This is a genomic window from Paenibacillus sp. Y412MC10, from assembly GCF_000024685.1.
Lineage (GTDB): Bacteria > Bacillota > Bacilli > Paenibacillales > Paenibacillaceae > Paenibacillus_AQ > Paenibacillus_AQ lautus_A.
Genome location: NC_013406.1, coordinates 5757378 through 5771961, shown reverse-complemented (window position 1 = coordinate 5771961; position 14584 = coordinate 5757378). Strand labels below are relative to the sequence as shown.

Genomic DNA, 14584 nt, shown 5'->3' with positions numbered 1-14584 from the left:
AATGAACCTCATTTGAAGATTTGCCAAATCATAGAATTCGGCATCCTGTCACGGACGGGATGTCGTTTTTAATGGCGGAATGTGGTAGGATGGGATAGACGAAGTTTTACTGGTGATTTGTATTTTGTTTTAAGTAGGGAGGCTGCAAGAATGAGTGCGGTAAACCGTATATTGGATAAAGCTTTACGCGGTGAGCGTTTAAATTTGGAAGATACCGTGACCCTTTTTGAGAGTGATGAGATCGAGAAGATTGGCCATGCGGCGGATGTGATGACCAAGCGCCTGCATCCGGATCCCATCACGACGTTTGTTATCGGCCGGAATATCAACTACACCAACATATGTGACGTATTCTGCCGTTTCTGTGCTTTTTATCGCAGACCCGGCTCTTCCGAGGGCTATGTTCTGCCTGATGAGACGATCTTCCAGAAGATTCAGGAAACCGAGGACGTTAACGGCACTGAAATTTTGATGCAGGGCGGAGTCAATCCGGATTTGCCTTTCAATTATTATACGGACCTGCTTCGCAACATTAAGAAGCGGTTCCCTAACATTACGATGCATTCCTTCTCCCCGGCGGAAATCATGAAGATGGTGGAGATCTCCGGGCTCACACTAGAAGAGGTGATGCGCGAGCTCCACAGCGCCGGTCTGGATTCGCTGCCTGGCGGCGGCGCGGAGATTCTGGATGATCGCATCCGCAAAAAAGTCAGCCGTTTGAAAGGTACATGGCGGCAATGGATGGATGTCATGCAGACGGCCCATAAGGTCGGCATGAACACGACGGCTACCATGGTGATCGGTCTTGGCGAAACGATGGAAGAGCGTGCGCTACATATGCTTCGCGTGCGTGATGCGCAGGATGAATGCATCCAGAACGGTTATGATTCCAAAGGCTTCCTGGCCTTCATCCCGTTTACCTTCCAGCCGGACAACACAAACCTCAAGCGCGAGCGCGAAACGCCGGAAGCGTACCTGAAGACGGTAGCCATCGGCCGGCTTGCGATCGACAACGTGCCGAACCTGCAATCGTCCTGGGTAACGATGGGGCCTGAGATCGGCAAGCTGTCGCTCAGTTACGGCTGCAACGACTTCGGCAGCACGATGATGGAGGAGAACGTGGTGTCTTCCGCAGGCGCCGTGTACAAGGTCAACATTGAATCGATTATTCAATTAATCCGCGAGACCGGCAACATTCCGGCTCAGCGCAACACCCGGTATGATATCCTTCGCGTGTTCGAGGATAACAGCACCGTGGAGCGCGACTTCGTAATGCAGAACTAATCGCATAACTTATAATCCGCAAGACGGGCCGACTCGGCCCGTTTTTTATTATGGCTTTAGCCAGTTGAGTGCGTGAAACGCGCGAAACAAAAAACCACCCGCTATGCGGGTGGAGGGATTGAGGGTTTGACCACTAAGACCATTCCGATAAACTTGAGATGTTCAGGCTCAAAGAAAGGAATGGTCTTAGATGGCAACCAAGAGCTACAGCCTAGCTCACACAAAGTGGATGTGCAAATACCACATTGTATTCACCCCGAAGTATAGACGGAAAGAGATTTATAATCAAGTGAGAAGAGATCTGATTGAAATTTTCAAGCGCTTATGCAAGTACAAAGGTGTAGAGATCATAGAAGGTCATATGATGCCGGATCATGTACACATGTTGGTAGCGATCCCACCGAAAATTGCAGTCTCATCGTTCATGGGATATCTAAAAGGAAAAAGTTCGCTAATGATCTTTGAGAAGCATGCCCAGCTCAAATATAAATACGGGAATCGAAAATTCTGGGCAGAAGGATATTATGTGAGTACGGTAGGATTAAATGAAGCAACGGTAAGAAAGTACATTCGTGAACAAGAAGCACATGACCAAGCGGTAGATAAGCTGAGTGTAAAAGAGTACGAAGATCCGTTCAGTAGCAACAGGAGCAAGAAGAAATAAACCAGTTTAACTGGTAAGTGAAAGTGACAAAAACACTGAGCCTGAACGGATTTGTGGTCAGGCTAGCGTCTTTAGGCGCAGTTTGGCAACAAGGGGTTATACCCCAAGAGCAAACCACCCGTTGGACGGGTGGTCATGATTTATTTTGGCTTTAGCCAGTTGAGTGCGTGAAACGCGCGAAACAAAAAACCACCCGCTATGCGGGTGGAGGGATTGAGGATTTGACCACTAAGCCATTCCGATAAACTTGAGATGTTCAGGCTCAAAGAAAGGAATGGTCTTAGATGGCAAACAAGAGCTACAGCCTAGCTCACACAAAGTGGATGTGCAAATACCACATTGTATTCACCCCGAAGTATAGACGGAAAGAGATTTATAATCAAGTGAGAAGAGATCTGATTGAAATTTTCAAGCGCTTATGCAAGTACAAAGGTGTAGAGATCATATAAGGGCATATGATGCCAGATCATGTATACATGTTGGTAGCGATCCCACCGAAAATTGCAGTCTCATCGTTCATGGGATATCACATGACCAAGCGGTAGATAAGCTGAGTGTAAAAGAGTACGAAGATCCGTTCAGTAGCAACAGGAGCAAGAAGAAATAAACCAGTTTAACTGGTAAGTGAAAGTGACAAAAACACTGAGCCTGAACGGATTTGTGGTCAGGCTAGCGTCTTTAGGCGCAGTTTGGCAACAAGGGGTTATACCCCAAGAGCAAACCACCCGTTGGACGGGTGGTCATGATTTAGATATCAGAAAGTATAAACTCCAAAACATGAACCTTCCTGACATCGCAATAAAAAATTACAGAAAAGAGCGGCAGGCCCTTCATGGAATGTGCGTTGATAAACATTTTTAATATGCGCGCCCGGACTTGCTTGTTTTTCCAAGCAGGAGTTCCGTATATACCCGAGCGGGTCCCCATATACTGAAAAGGGAACTCGAAAGGAGTGATTCCATGGAACTGTTCAGCATTTCTGTCGGTACGCGGACGGAAGACGAGAAAAAGGCGTTCCACCGCATATTGTCAGACAAGCAGAAAGAGCTACATAAACAGTGCAAGCCGCTCAAATTCACATTCAGCGCTTCGAATGACCGCGTGATTTGGACGTGCTCCGGCAAGCTTCCGCTGTCTTCGTGGACCGCATCGGCCGACACGCTGCGCCGGCTTGCTGCCGAAGCAGTCACGGCTTACATTCTGGAGGAGAAGGAGCAGGAGATTGCTGCACGGTTAATGTTCTCGGAATTCGAGTTTGATGATGAGGAAGAAGCAGGGCGGATTTTGCAGTGGTTTTTGATGCTCCTGCAAAAAGAAGAAGGCCCGTCCGGGGATTTCTGGCAGAGCCGCAAGCGCAAGCTGGCTGAAGGCATTTATCAATGCCTTAACGAGGCGCCGGAGCTCAATCTGGACGGTTTCATGACCTTCAGGCTCCAGTCCTATGAACAGGAGCTTCGCGAGATGGCCGAGTACGCGGTGGATGAGTTCATGCTTGATCAGCAGTATGAGGAGTTCGTAAGCCTGCTGAAATATTTCGTTTATTTTCAGGAGCCCAAAATGCCGCTGGTTCACGTCATTCATAAAGGGGAAGAGGACTTTTTGCTGCTGGACGGCAATCTTCGCCCGATCGAACGCCCTCGTGACGACGGACTGGTTATGGAAAGGCTGGACCAGGAGATGGAGATTGAGGATATGGTCGTCAGCACGCTGATTTCGGTATCTCCGGCCCGCATGATTATCCACACGAGGCAGCCGGAGCTTCCCGTCATCGCGACATTGGCCCATATCTTTGATAACCGCGCCGAAGTATGCTGCAGCTGTCCGGAATGCAGCGCGCTTCTGGGAAGCGGACGAATGATGACTTGACGCACCGAAGCGGTCAGGATTATAATTACTGATAAATTCACGTAAAAGCTCTGACAAAGACATGAATCAATCCGGATCCGACCGCTCAGAGAGAGGAAACCTCGGCTGCAATTTCCTCCGGTTCGCCATTGATTTACCCCTTTGTAGCTGTGTCGTCGAACCCGCAAGTCATCAAGAATGCGGATGAGTAGGCTTCACCGGTTCATGACCGTTACTCAATGCTGATGAAGGATCTTAATCGATTATGTACCGGGTACATAAGAGGATGGAGAGATCGAATTAGGGTGGAACCACGGGTATAACACTCGTCCCTTCGCGGGACGGGTGTTTTTTGCATGTTCCGGTATCCTTCGCTGAAGTCCAGGCGGGCTTGTGAACAGCCCAAGGCCTTGCTTCACGGGGAGACTAACGCGTCCTTCATATATGGAAGAAACGTGAAAACTTTTTTGGGGAGGAATACAAGGTGGCTATTAGCATTAAACTGCCTGACGGCTCCGTACGGGAGTATGAGGCCGGCAGCAATATCGAGGATGTGGCTGCGTCGATCAGCAGCGGACTGAGAAAGAATGCCGTTGCGGGAAAAATGGACGGGATCGTCGTGGATCTATCCACTCCGCTTCAGGACGGAGCGCTGATCGAAATCGTAACGCAGGATACGCCCGAAGGACTTGAGGTGATGCGCCACAGTACAGCGCATTTGCTGGCTCAGGCAACCAAGCGTTTGTATGGACAGAAAGAAGTCAAGCTTGGCGTAGGGCCGGTCATCGAAGACGGCTTCTATTACGACATGGACCTGGAAGAGCCTTTGAATCCGGAGGATCTGCAGAAGATCGAAAAGGAAATGGAACGCATTATCGGCGAGAACCTCCCGATCGTCCGCAAGGAAGTGAGCCGTGCGGACGCGCTGCGCATTTTCGGCGAGCTTGGCGATCCATACAAACTGGAGCTGATCAACGCCCTGCCGGAGGACAGCATCATCACGATTTACGAGCAGGGCGAATTCTTCGACCTTTGCCGTGGACCGCACGTCCCTTCAACCGGCAAAATCAAGGTGTTCAAGCTGATGAACGTGGCAGGCGCATACTGGCGCGGCGACAGCAAGAACAAAATGCTTCAGCGTGTTTACGGTACGGCGTTTGTGAAAAAAGCGCAGCTCGACGAGCATCTTCGCCTGCTGGAGGAAGCCAAAAAGCGCGACCATCGCAAACTGGGCAAGGAATTGCAAATGTTTACGTTCTCTCAGCTCGTTGGACAAGGCTTGCCGATCTGGCTGCCTAACGGCGCGAAGCTGCGCCGTACCCTGGAGCGTTATATCGTGGACATGGAGGAACGCCTGGGTTACCAGCACGTGTACACCCCTGTACTTGGAAACGTGGAGCTGTACAAAACCTCCGGTCACTGGGAGCACTATCAGGAGGACATGTTCCCGAAAATGGAAATGGACAACGAGGAGCTTGTTCTGCGTCCGATGAACTGCCCTCACCATATGATGGTATATAAGAGCGATATGCACAGCTACCGGGATCTGCCGATCCGCATTGCGGAGCTAGGCATGCAGCACCGCTACGAGATGTCCGGCGCACTGACCGGCCTGCATCGCGTGCGCGCGATGACGCTGAACGACTCGCATATTTTCTGCCGTCCGGATCAGATCAAGGAAGAGTTTGCTCGGGTCATTCAGCTGATCATGACGGTCTACAAGGACTTCGGCATTCACGACTATCGCTTCCGTCTGTCTTACCGGGATCCGCAGGATACCGAGAAGTACTTCCAGAACGACGAAATGTGGGAAATGTCCCAGCGCATGCTGCGTGAAGTAGTGGAGAGCCTGGACATGCCGTTCTATGAAGCGGAAGGCGAAGCTGCCTTCTACGGACCGAAGCTTGACGTTCAGATCCGCACGGCACTGGGCAAGGAAGAAACGCTGTCCACCGTCCAGCTCGACTTCCTGCTGCCTGAGCGCTTTGAGCTGGAATATGTCGGCGACGATGGCCAGAAGCACCGTCCTGTCGTAATCCACCGCGGGATTCTGGGCACCATGGAACGCTTTACGGCATTCTTGCTTGAGAACTTTGCAGGGGCGCTGCCGTTGTGGCTTTCCCCGGTACAGGTCAAAGTCATTCCGGTATCCAACGCCTTTGAAGACTACGCGAAGGAAGTGGCCGAGAAGCTTCAATTCGCCGGTATTTCCGTAGAGCCGGATCTTCGCAACGAGAAGCTGGGCTACAAGATTCGCGAAGCACAGCTCGAGAAGATTCCATACATGTTCATCGTTGGCGAGAACGAGAAAAATGCCGGAGCGGTTTCCGTCCGCAAGCGCGGCGAAGGGGACATCGGGGCCCAGCCGCTGGACGAAATCATCCTCAAGCTGCGTGAAGAAATTAACACCCATGTGGTTTAGTTTAGCCGTAAAAGATAAGTAACCGAGGAAACATGCAGACCTCTGCCATGACGTATATTCTATTCGGGAAGTGGGAACCCTCGCTAGTAAGGGGGAGGTATTCACATGATCCAATGGAAAACATGGCAGAGGTTTTTTGCTGGTTTTATTTTATCAGCCATCTTGTTCAGCGCAGGCTCTACGGCAGTAGAGGCCCGCAATTTGATTCTAAGCGAATCCTACGAATCGACGGACACCCGAAATGTGTATGATCCATCAGAGGAAATACATGGCTCCGATTACGTTGAAATGTCTCGCTTCTATGCGCTGCGCGTGGTAGGTTTTAGTGATATGAATAGATATTTGGAGGTTCCAAGTACGGGGCCGAAGACCAGTGAGCCCGGCAAGAAACGCGAGTCCATGCCGGTGCTTGCCCCGAGGGAGGACCAGGTGCTGCATACGGTGAAGGTAACCGCTACGGGATACACGGCAGGTTACGAGTCGACCGGGAAGAAGCCCGGACATCCCCAGTATGGAATCACCTACTCCGGGGTGAAGGTCAAGCGGGATCGAAATACGCTGTCTACGATTGCCGCGGATCCTGATGTATTTCCGCTCGGCAGCATTCTCTACATTCCCGGCTATGGGTATGGGATCGTAGCGGATATCGGATCAGCCATCAAGGGCCAGAAGATTGACCTCTATTTCTCCACCACCAAGCAGGTGTTTAAGGAGTGGGGGAAAAAGGACGTCGAGGTGCAGGTCATTAAAACCGGAAGCGGCAAATGCACGGAAGCTATGCTGAGAACCTTGGAGGACGCGATTGAGACCTATCGTTTCCTGCCTTCATCCGTGCTGGAGGAAGCCATTTAGGGTAATTTTGCTGCGCGTCTTTGGCAGTAAACATTTAAGAATAATGACACCCTGTTCATCACATACTACTTTTCGGGGGCCAAACCCCTGAAGAGGATGATGGTATCGCAAATGAACAGGGAGGTGAATATTGTGGCTAAAAAGAACAAGGTGCAAGAGAACTTTAAAACACCTAACGAAAAGTTTAACGCTGAGTTTGCTGAAGAGACCAGCATCGCCAGCAACCCAAAAGGGAACTCCAAAGTACAGGAGAACTACAAAAAACCGAACGAGAAGTTTGACGCTGAGTTTGGCGATCTGAACACACCAGGGGACCATTCTGCAAACCGTTAAGGTGTAGATGTCAACGCCCGTTCGTGCAGCAATAAGACCTCCGCTTAAAAGCGGAGGTCTTTTATTATGGAATGATATCCATTTATATCCAGGGACTCGGTCTCGAGACCGAGATCAACTTCATTCCACCGCCGCTAACCCGTTCATCGCAATATGTTGTACACTGTAATTAAGAAAAAATAGAACTGGAAGGCTAGGGGATGACCATGAGTAGAAAAGGATGGAGCCAGCTTAGCAACGGATTGCTGCTCATCGGCATTGGTGTGGTGTTTCTTCTCAATCAGCTCGATATTATACATGTGGACCTTGGTTATATATTCTCGACATTTTGGCCGGTGTTCATCATCTGGTTCGGGCTGCAAAGCTTGATTTATGCCCGTGGCGGAGCATTGTGGGGCTCGATCGTACCGATCGTGATCGGATCGTACTTTCTCGGAAGAAATCTGGACATGATCCATTTCTCTTTCGGCGATTTGATCAAATACGCGATTCCGATCATCCTGATCGGGTACGGATTGCAGGTTATTTTCAAACCGAAGGATCATACGCCGCCGCCATCACCGCCAAGTCCGGGTGATTTCGGCTCGCATCGTCGGGACGATTACGATATCCCGGAGCCGCCTGAAGCGCGTCCGCTGGAATCCTCCCTGGACGAAGAATTCGAGCGAAGATTCGGCAAGCCAGACAAGGCTGACAAGGCTTATGAAGAGTCGGAGTTCGAATCAAGAGACTCGCACGATTCAAGCAAAGGGTACCGCTGGCAGGGACAGCATGAGCGCCCGCGCCAGGAACGTCCGGATCGTAGCAAGTTCAGAGTTCATGTGGATTTTGACGATAACGGCAAAAGCTACGGCGACGGATCGGAATATAAGGATGAACACCACCATCATCAACATCATCATCATCATCACCAATCTTGGCATAGCCATGATACGGTGAACAAGTCCTCTTTTATCGGGGACGTGCACATGGGGAAGGATTATTTCCAGCTGAAGCCGACGAATATTTCGCAGTTCATCGGCGATACGGTACTGGACCTGACCAAAGCTCAAATCCCTTACGGCGAAACGAAAATCAACATCTCGGCGTTTATCGGGGATGTCAAGGTGTTCGTTCCGAACGATTCGGACGTCGGCATTCATGTCACGACCAATTCCTTCATCGGCGATATGAAGGTGCTGGAGGAGTCCCGAAGCGGCTTTATGAGCAATGCCGGCCTGGAAAGCCCGCATTACAGGGAAGCGGGCAAGAAAATTCGAATTACCGTGAGCGTATTTATCGGTGACGTCAAAGTGAATAGGGTAGGTTAATCGTTATGATGGGGATATTGAAAAATACCAAATGGGTGATATTGTTTTATTTTCTGTTGATCGGAGCCGGAGTTGCTGTTTTCCTGTACACAGCAAACCAATCCGGCTACATACATATTGAAGATAACCGGCTGTGGGTGTATTACACGGTCGGTGTACTTCTGTTTACGGGGATTGCGGGATACATCGCGGGACAGCGCATCCAGCGGCCGCTGGATCTGCTTCATCTGAACATGCTGCAGGTTGCCAAAGGAAATCTGAACGTGCGGCTGCCTGCCATGGAAGACGGGTCTTTTGCCAGAGTATACGATGAGTTTAACGGGATGACGGAAGCGCTGGAGAAGAAAATGAAGCTGCTGCAGCGCCTCGGCGAGCAGGATGTCATTGAGAAGGAGATTGCCGCGGAAGCCGCGGTCCTCGAGGAACGGCGCCGGATGGCAAGGGATCTGCACGATACGGTCAGTCAGCAGCTGTTCGCGATCCACATGTCGGCTTCATCCCTCCCGGCGGTACTGAAGCGGAATCCGGAGCAGGGGGACAAAGTGCTCGGCCAGTTGATCGAGATGTCCCATGTGGCGCAGAAGCAGATGCGGGCGCTGATTGCGCAGCTTCGGCCCGTGGAGCTGGAAGGCAGAACCCTTGAAGAAGCACTGGAACGGTGGTTTCCGGATTACTGCCGCCAAAACGGCCTGAAGGGCATGAAGGATGTCGAGCTCTACGGCGGGGTGTCGGATGCGATTGAGCATCAGCTCTTCCTGATCATCCAGGAAGCGGTGGCTAATATCGTGAAGCATGCCGGTGCAGGCCTTGTCAGCATGTCGCTTCGCGAGGACCAGAAACGCGTGATTTTAAGCATCAGCGACGACGGTGTCGGCTTTGACGAGGTGGCAGGCAAGCAGGGATCGTACGGGCTGTCGACGATGCGCGAACGGGCCGAAAAGCTTGGCGGACAGGTCGATATTATAAGCAAGAAGGGCGCGGGAACGACGGTGCGAGTAAATATTCCGTTATTTGAGGCCGAGGGCAATACTGGAGCGGCGGAGGAAGAGAACAAGGATGAGGAAGTGCTGGCTGAGCCAGTGGAATAGAGAGGGGACAACAATCATTATGGGTACGATTCGGATATTGCTGGCTGATGATCATGATATGGTTCGCATGGGGTTAAAAACATATTTATCGTTGGATCCGGGGTTTGAAGTGATCGGAGAAGCAGCGAATGGCCAAGAGGTCGTCGATATGCTGAGAAACGGGGAGGAGGCCGACCGGCCGGATCTCATTCTAATGGACCTGATGATGCCGGTGATGAACGGGGCGGAGACCACGCGCGCGGTTATGTCCGAATTCCCGGATCAGAAGATCGTGATTCTGACCAGCTTTCTCGAAGACGAGCTTGTGGTCGAGTGCATTGAGGCGGGGGCAGTCAGCTACGTGCTAAAGACGGTTTCGGCTGACGAGCTCATTTACGCCCTTCAGGGAGCGTTCCGGGGGATGCCGGTCATGACCAAAGACGTGTCGGAAGCACTCACCAGGGGAATCCGCCGGCATATGGTGAACGGGGATGAATCCGGGCTTACCGAGCGGGAGAAGGAAGTGCTGCTCCTGATTGCCGAAGGCAAGAGCAACAAAGAGATCGGCGAAGAGCTGCATATCAGCATCAAGACGGTCAAAACCCATGTCAGCAATCTGCTGATGAAGTGCGAGCTGGAGGACCGTACGCAATTGGCGATTTATGCCCACCGGAAGGGCTGGGTCAAAATATAGCAATATGTTCTTTTGGTGAGGTATGACCGGGAAGCGTCCCGGTTTTCTTTTTATCTGCCTTTTAATTGTTTTTAAGGTACTATTAAGGTTTATAGTACACAATAAGAACAGTTAATCAATTAGACCACTTGGAAGCAAGTGATTTTAATAGGAGGTAGACCAATGGACGACCAAAGAAAGCGTTACGGGTATCCGGATGATGAGGGAATGAACAACGAAACGAATAACAATGAAGCAACGAGACGTGAGGAAGCATCCACGGAGAATTCTTCTTATTACTATTCTTACGGACCGTTCCAGTCCATATCGAATAACCGCGACGATGAGAAAACGGAACGGCCTTACCAGAGCCGGGAACCCCAGGAAGTGGAGGTTACCGCTCCGCAGCCCGTTAAACCGATTCCATCTTCCAGCTTCTCGCAGGCCCATTCCTCCGGAAGCCAGGGTGGCGGCGGGCCTGTGGATTCCATGAAAAGAAACAAAGAGTGGAACTACAGCCAGAAGCCCAAAAATTCCGTCAAGACCGTACTATTGTCTTTCTTGGCAGGCGTCCTCGTCATTTCGAGCCTGATGTTTGCCGCTGACCGAACGAATCTGTTTACGCCGGATGCGGCGTACTCATCAGAGCCAGCCCAAGAAACTTCGGCTAACGTCGAGGATAACGGTGGAGATAACGGCGGAGCTACTACCGCATCAGCGATGATCCCATCGAATCCTGGCGACGTATCGGCAGTGGTGGATCAGGCGAGTCCGGCGGTCGTACTGATCGAGACGCTTGTAAACAGCAGCAATAGACAAAGCACGAATCCGAACATGAACGATCCGTTCTGGTACTTCTTCGGCGGCGGTCAATCGAGCCAGGAAGGCAATGGCGGAAACAGCGGAAACGGTGGAAGCAGCAACAACGGAGGTCAGGAATCCCAGCTTCAGCCTTCAGGCATCGGCTCGGGTTTCATCTTTGAGAAGTCGGGATACATCTTGACGAATGAGCATGTCATCCATGGCGCAGATGTGATCCAAGTGACGGTACAGGGTACCAAGAAGCCTTATGAAGCGAAGCTGCTCGGTTCCAGCTATGAGCTCGATTTAGCCGTTTTGAAAATCGAAGGGGCGGATTTCCCATCAGTACAGCTAGGTGACTCCGACTCGCTGAAGGTTGGTGAATGGCTTGTTGCCATCGGCAACCCGCACGGTTTTGAACACACGGTAACCGCTGGTGTACTTAGCTCGAAGGAACGCGAGATCGATATTCAAGGCACGAACGGCGAACAAGACCGCAATTATGAGCACCTTCTCCAGACCGATGCTTCGATTAATCCGGGCAACTCCGGCGGACCGCTCCTCAATCTGAAGGGCGAGGTTATCGGAATGAACGTAGCCGTCAGCGCGGAAGCGCAAGGGATCGGATTTGCGATTCCGTCCAGCACGATCAAGGAAGTCGTGGAATACCTGAAAAATAACGAGGAAGTGCCGAAAGAGCCGGTTCCGTTCATCGGGGCCAGCCTGGGAACGGTCACTCCGCAAATAGCCCAATCCTTGGGTACGGACGTGAAGGAAGGTTCTTACGTTGACAGCGTCGTGTTCCGTTCGCCGGCTTATGAAGCGGACCTGCGCCAATATGACATCATTGTGGGTGTGGATGGTACCAAGTATCCGACCGCGCAGGACCTGATTGAATTGATTCAATCGAAGAAGGTAGGAGACAAAATCACGTTGAATGTGGTGCGTAACGGCAAGAACATGGACCTAGCGCTGACGATCGGCGACAAGAACGATTTTGATCTAACCCAACAACAGCAGCAACAACGGCAACAGCAGCCGTAACCCTGGATAGGCGTGACAACAAGCGGAAGGGACCGTTCCCTTCCGCTTGTCTTGTCCTTGAAGCGACCGATATAATGGGATTGTAACGTCGTACTAAATATAACGCTAAGAAGATAGAGGAGATGCCGCTATGCGATCCCGGATTTTGATTGTAGATGATGATGAGAAGATTATTTCCATGCTGCGCAGAGGGCTTGCGTTTGAGGGCTATGACGTCCTGACCGCATCCAACGGAGCAGAAGGATTGAAAGTGATATTGAGTGAAGACCCGGATGTCGTCGTTCTGGACGTGATGATGCCTCAGGTCGATGGATTTGAAGCGCTGCGCAGACTCCGGGAGGGCGGAAGCACGATACCGGTGCTGATGCTGACGGCAAAGGATGAGGTGGAGAACCGGGTAAAGGGGCTGGATACCGGAGCGGATGATTATCTGGTCAAACCCTTTGCGCTGGAGGAGCTGCTAGCCCGCGTCCGGGCTTTGCTGCGCCGTAAAACCGGGGATGATACCTCGAACCACCGACTGACCTTCGAGGATCTCGTGATGGATACCGACGCAAGGGAGGTCATTCGCGGCGGGCAGAGACTGGAGCTCACGGCCAAGGAATTCGAGCTGCTGCACCTGTTTATGCAAAACCCGAAGCGGGTGCTGTCCCGCGATTTGATTATGGATAAAATATGGGGCTATGACTACAGCGGGGAGTCGAACGTGCTGGAGGTTTATATCGCCATGCTCCGGCAGAAGACCGAGGAACATGGAGGTAAACGGCTGATCCAGACGATCCGCGGAGCCGGCTATATTTTAAGAGGAGATAACTAGCATGTCCATTCGGTTAAGACTGACAGCATGGTATACCGGCATTTTGTTTGTGACACTGCTGATATTCAGCTCGGCGGTGTATGGCTTTGTCCATTTGTATACGTATGAGGAGTTAAAGCAGCGGATTGAGCAGCAAGCTGATAAAATTGGCTTCGATCCAAGCGCATGGGATGTTCAACTCAACCGTTCTTCGGTAAATAGGCTGGAGGATGCTGATCTCTATTGGCAAAACTATACCTTTTATAACGGTAAGCTTATACAGTCCGAAAATATGGCCATAAATAACTTGCAATTTGATTTACCTTCTGTAGAAAAAGCGTTGAAAACAAATAAACCTGTATTTAAAAGGGTTAGCGTAAACGGTAACTCGTTTCTCGTATACGAAGCCCCTGTATCTGAACAAGTTTCACGTAAGCTAGTGGGATGGCTACAAGTTGGTGCAAACACACGCACCATCGAGCAAACCCTGGACCGGCTTCAATCCATCCTCATCATGGGCTCGGCAGCGACACTCGTGATCGCTTCAACCCTAGGATTATTCTTAGCCCGGAAATCCATGAAACCGATCGGCAAGGTCACGGAGGCAGCGGAGCAGATCCAAAAAGGCACCGACCTTAGCGTACGGATCGAATACGACGGGCCTCAGGACGAGATCGGTCAGTTAATCGGCACGTTTAACGGTATGCTTGAGAGGACGGAGAGCTTCTATAAAGAGCTTGAGGATGCCTATGCGGCGCAGCGGCGCTTCGTATCGGACGCTTCCCATGAACTTCGGACCCCGCTGACCACCATTCGGGGGAATGTGGATCTTCTGCAGAAGATGTGGACGGTAGCTCCCGGCGAGAGAGCGGATATGGACGAGGAAATGATCAAACAGATCTCGGTTGAAGCGGTAGGCGATATATCCGATGAAGCGAAGCGGATGAGCCGGCTGGTGAACGATATGCTGTCCCTGGCGCGGGCCGATACAGGGCAGACGTTTGAGCTGGACCCGGTGCCGCTCCAGCCGTTGGTTGAAGAGGTTGCACGGCGCGCTCATTTCCTGGAGAAAACCGCAGAGTGGCATGTCGGAGAGCTGTCTGTCCTGAACGGTGTTTATGTGGAAGGAAATAAGGATTATTTACAGCAGATGCTGTTCATTTTTATCGAGAATGCGTTCAAGTACACGCCTGAGGGTGAGGTCAGTCTGGATGTTGTTCTGTACAAAGGTCAGGTGGGCTTGCGGATATCGGATACGGGAATCGGTATGGATAAGGATGAGGTTCCGTTCATATTCGAACGCTTCTACCGCGCGGATCAGTCGAGAGGCATCACGAGCGGAACCGGACTCGGGCTGTCCATCGCCAAATGGATCATCGATGAGCATAAGGGCTCTGTCGAGGTCGTTACCCGAAGAGGGGAAGGCAGCACCTTTATCGTCTGGCTCCCCGTCGTCTTTGCTCCTCCCCTGGAATAGGGTATAATAGACTAGA

The 14584-nt window shown here is 51.4% G+C and carries 12 protein-coding genes and 1 pseudogene; all 13 read left to right on the top strand.

Going from position 1 to position 14584, the window contains the following annotated elements; translation table 11 throughout:
* Positions 1-150: 150 nt before the first annotated feature.
* The 13 genes and pseudogenes from mqnC (at position 151) to GYMC10_RS25145 (ending at position 14568) form a co-directional block, all read left to right on the top strand.
* Positions 151-1284, top strand: a complete 1134-nt coding sequence (gene mqnC, locus GYMC10_RS25210) for a cyclic dehypoxanthinyl futalosine synthase (RefSeq protein ID WP_015737124.1) — start codon at positions 151-153, stop codon at positions 1282-1284.
* Between the two features lie 190 nt (positions 1285-1474).
* The gene (gene tnpA / locus GYMC10_RS25205) at positions 1475-1948 is read left to right on the top strand and encodes an IS200/IS605 family transposase (protein WP_015737123.1); all 474 of its coding nucleotides are present in this window, start codon (positions 1475-1477) and stop codon (positions 1946-1948) included.
* A 284-nt stretch (positions 1949-2232) separates the two neighbouring features.
* Positions 2233-2475: pseudogene (gene tnpA / locus GYMC10_RS25200) on the top strand (IS200/IS605 family transposase); the annotation flags it as partial.
* Between the two features lie 433 nt (positions 2476-2908).
* The gene (locus GYMC10_RS25190) at positions 2909-3814 is read left to right on the top strand and encodes a putative sporulation protein YtxC (protein ID WP_015737122.1); all 906 of its coding nucleotides are present in this window, start codon (positions 2909-2911) and stop codon (positions 3812-3814) included.
* Positions 3815-4277: 463 nt separating this feature from the next.
* On the top strand, positions 4278-6215 hold the full coding sequence (thrS, locus tag GYMC10_RS25185) for a threonine--tRNA ligase (protein ID WP_015737121.1): 1938 nt from the start codon (positions 4278-4280) through the stop codon (positions 6213-6215).
* Positions 6216-6320: 105 nt separating this feature from the next.
* Complete coding sequence (locus GYMC10_RS25180) at positions 6321-7067, top strand: 3D domain-containing protein (RefSeq protein ID WP_009594309.1); 747 nt, start codon at positions 6321-6323, stop codon at positions 7065-7067.
* A 132-nt stretch (positions 7068-7199) separates the two neighbouring features.
* Complete coding sequence (locus tag GYMC10_RS25175; RefSeq protein ID WP_009594314.1) at positions 7200-7400, top strand: hypothetical protein; 201 nt, start codon at positions 7200-7202, stop codon at positions 7398-7400.
* A gap of 200 nt (positions 7401-7600) precedes the next feature.
* A complete protein-coding gene (liaF, locus tag GYMC10_RS25170; protein WP_015737120.1) occupies positions 7601-8710 on the top strand; it encodes a cell wall-active antibiotics response protein LiaF in 1110 nt (369 codons plus the stop codon).
* A 5-nt stretch (positions 8711-8715) separates the two neighbouring features.
* Positions 8716-9798 carry a sensor histidine kinase gene (locus GYMC10_RS25165; protein WP_015737119.1) on the top strand — a complete coding sequence of 361 codons (1083 nt, stop codon included), beginning with the start codon at positions 8716-8718 and terminating at the stop codon, positions 9796-9798.
* A 19-nt stretch (positions 9799-9817) separates the two neighbouring features.
* Entirely contained in the window at positions 9818-10471 is a 654-nt protein-coding gene (locus GYMC10_RS25160) for a response regulator (RefSeq protein WP_009594299.1), read from the top strand.
* Positions 10472-10633: 162 nt separating this feature from the next.
* A complete protein-coding gene (locus GYMC10_RS25155) occupies positions 10634-12295 on the top strand; it encodes a S1C family serine protease (RefSeq protein ID WP_015737118.1) in 1662 nt (553 codons plus the stop codon).
* A gap of 130 nt (positions 12296-12425) precedes the next feature.
* On the top strand, positions 12426-13112 hold the full coding sequence (locus GYMC10_RS25150) for a response regulator transcription factor (RefSeq protein ID WP_009594308.1): 687 nt from the start codon (positions 12426-12428) through the stop codon (positions 13110-13112).
* Position 13113: 1 nt separating this feature from the next.
* Positions 13114-14568 (top strand): sensor histidine kinase, encoded by a 1455-nt coding sequence (locus GYMC10_RS25145; RefSeq protein ID WP_015737117.1) that lies wholly within the window; start codon positions 13114-13116, stop codon positions 14566-14568.
* Positions 14569-14584: the final 16 nt, after the last annotated feature.

Coding starts and splice junctions, on each gene's coding strand:
- mqnC (WP_015737124.1), top strand. CDS start 151: ATGAGTGCGGTAAACCGTATATTGGATAAAGCTTTACGCGGTGAGCGT.
- tnpA (WP_015737123.1), top strand. CDS start 1,475: ATGGCAACCAAGAGCTACAGCCTAGCTCACACAAAGTGGATGTGCAAA.
- GYMC10_RS25190 (WP_015737122.1), top strand. CDS start 2,909: ATGGAACTGTTCAGCATTTCTGTCGGTACGCGGACGGAAGACGAGAAA.
- GYMC10_RS25180 (WP_009594309.1), top strand. CDS start 6,321: ATGATCCAATGGAAAACATGGCAGAGGTTTTTTGCTGGTTTTATTTTA.
- liaF (WP_015737120.1), top strand. CDS start 7,601: ATGACCATGAGTAGAAAAGGATGGAGCCAGCTTAGCAACGGATTGCTG.
- GYMC10_RS25165 (WP_015737119.1), top strand. CDS start 8,716: ATGATGGGGATATTGAAAAATACCAAATGGGTGATATTGTTTTATTTT.
- GYMC10_RS25160 (WP_009594299.1), top strand. CDS start 9,818: ATGGGTACGATTCGGATATTGCTGGCTGATGATCATGATATGGTTCGC.
- GYMC10_RS25155 (WP_015737118.1), top strand. CDS start 10,634: ATGGACGACCAAAGAAAGCGTTACGGGTATCCGGATGATGAGGGAATG.
- GYMC10_RS25150 (WP_009594308.1), top strand. CDS start 12,426: ATGCGATCCCGGATTTTGATTGTAGATGATGATGAGAAGATTATTTCC.
- GYMC10_RS25145 (WP_015737117.1), top strand. CDS start 13,114: ATGTCCATTCGGTTAAGACTGACAGCATGGTATACCGGCATTTTGTTT.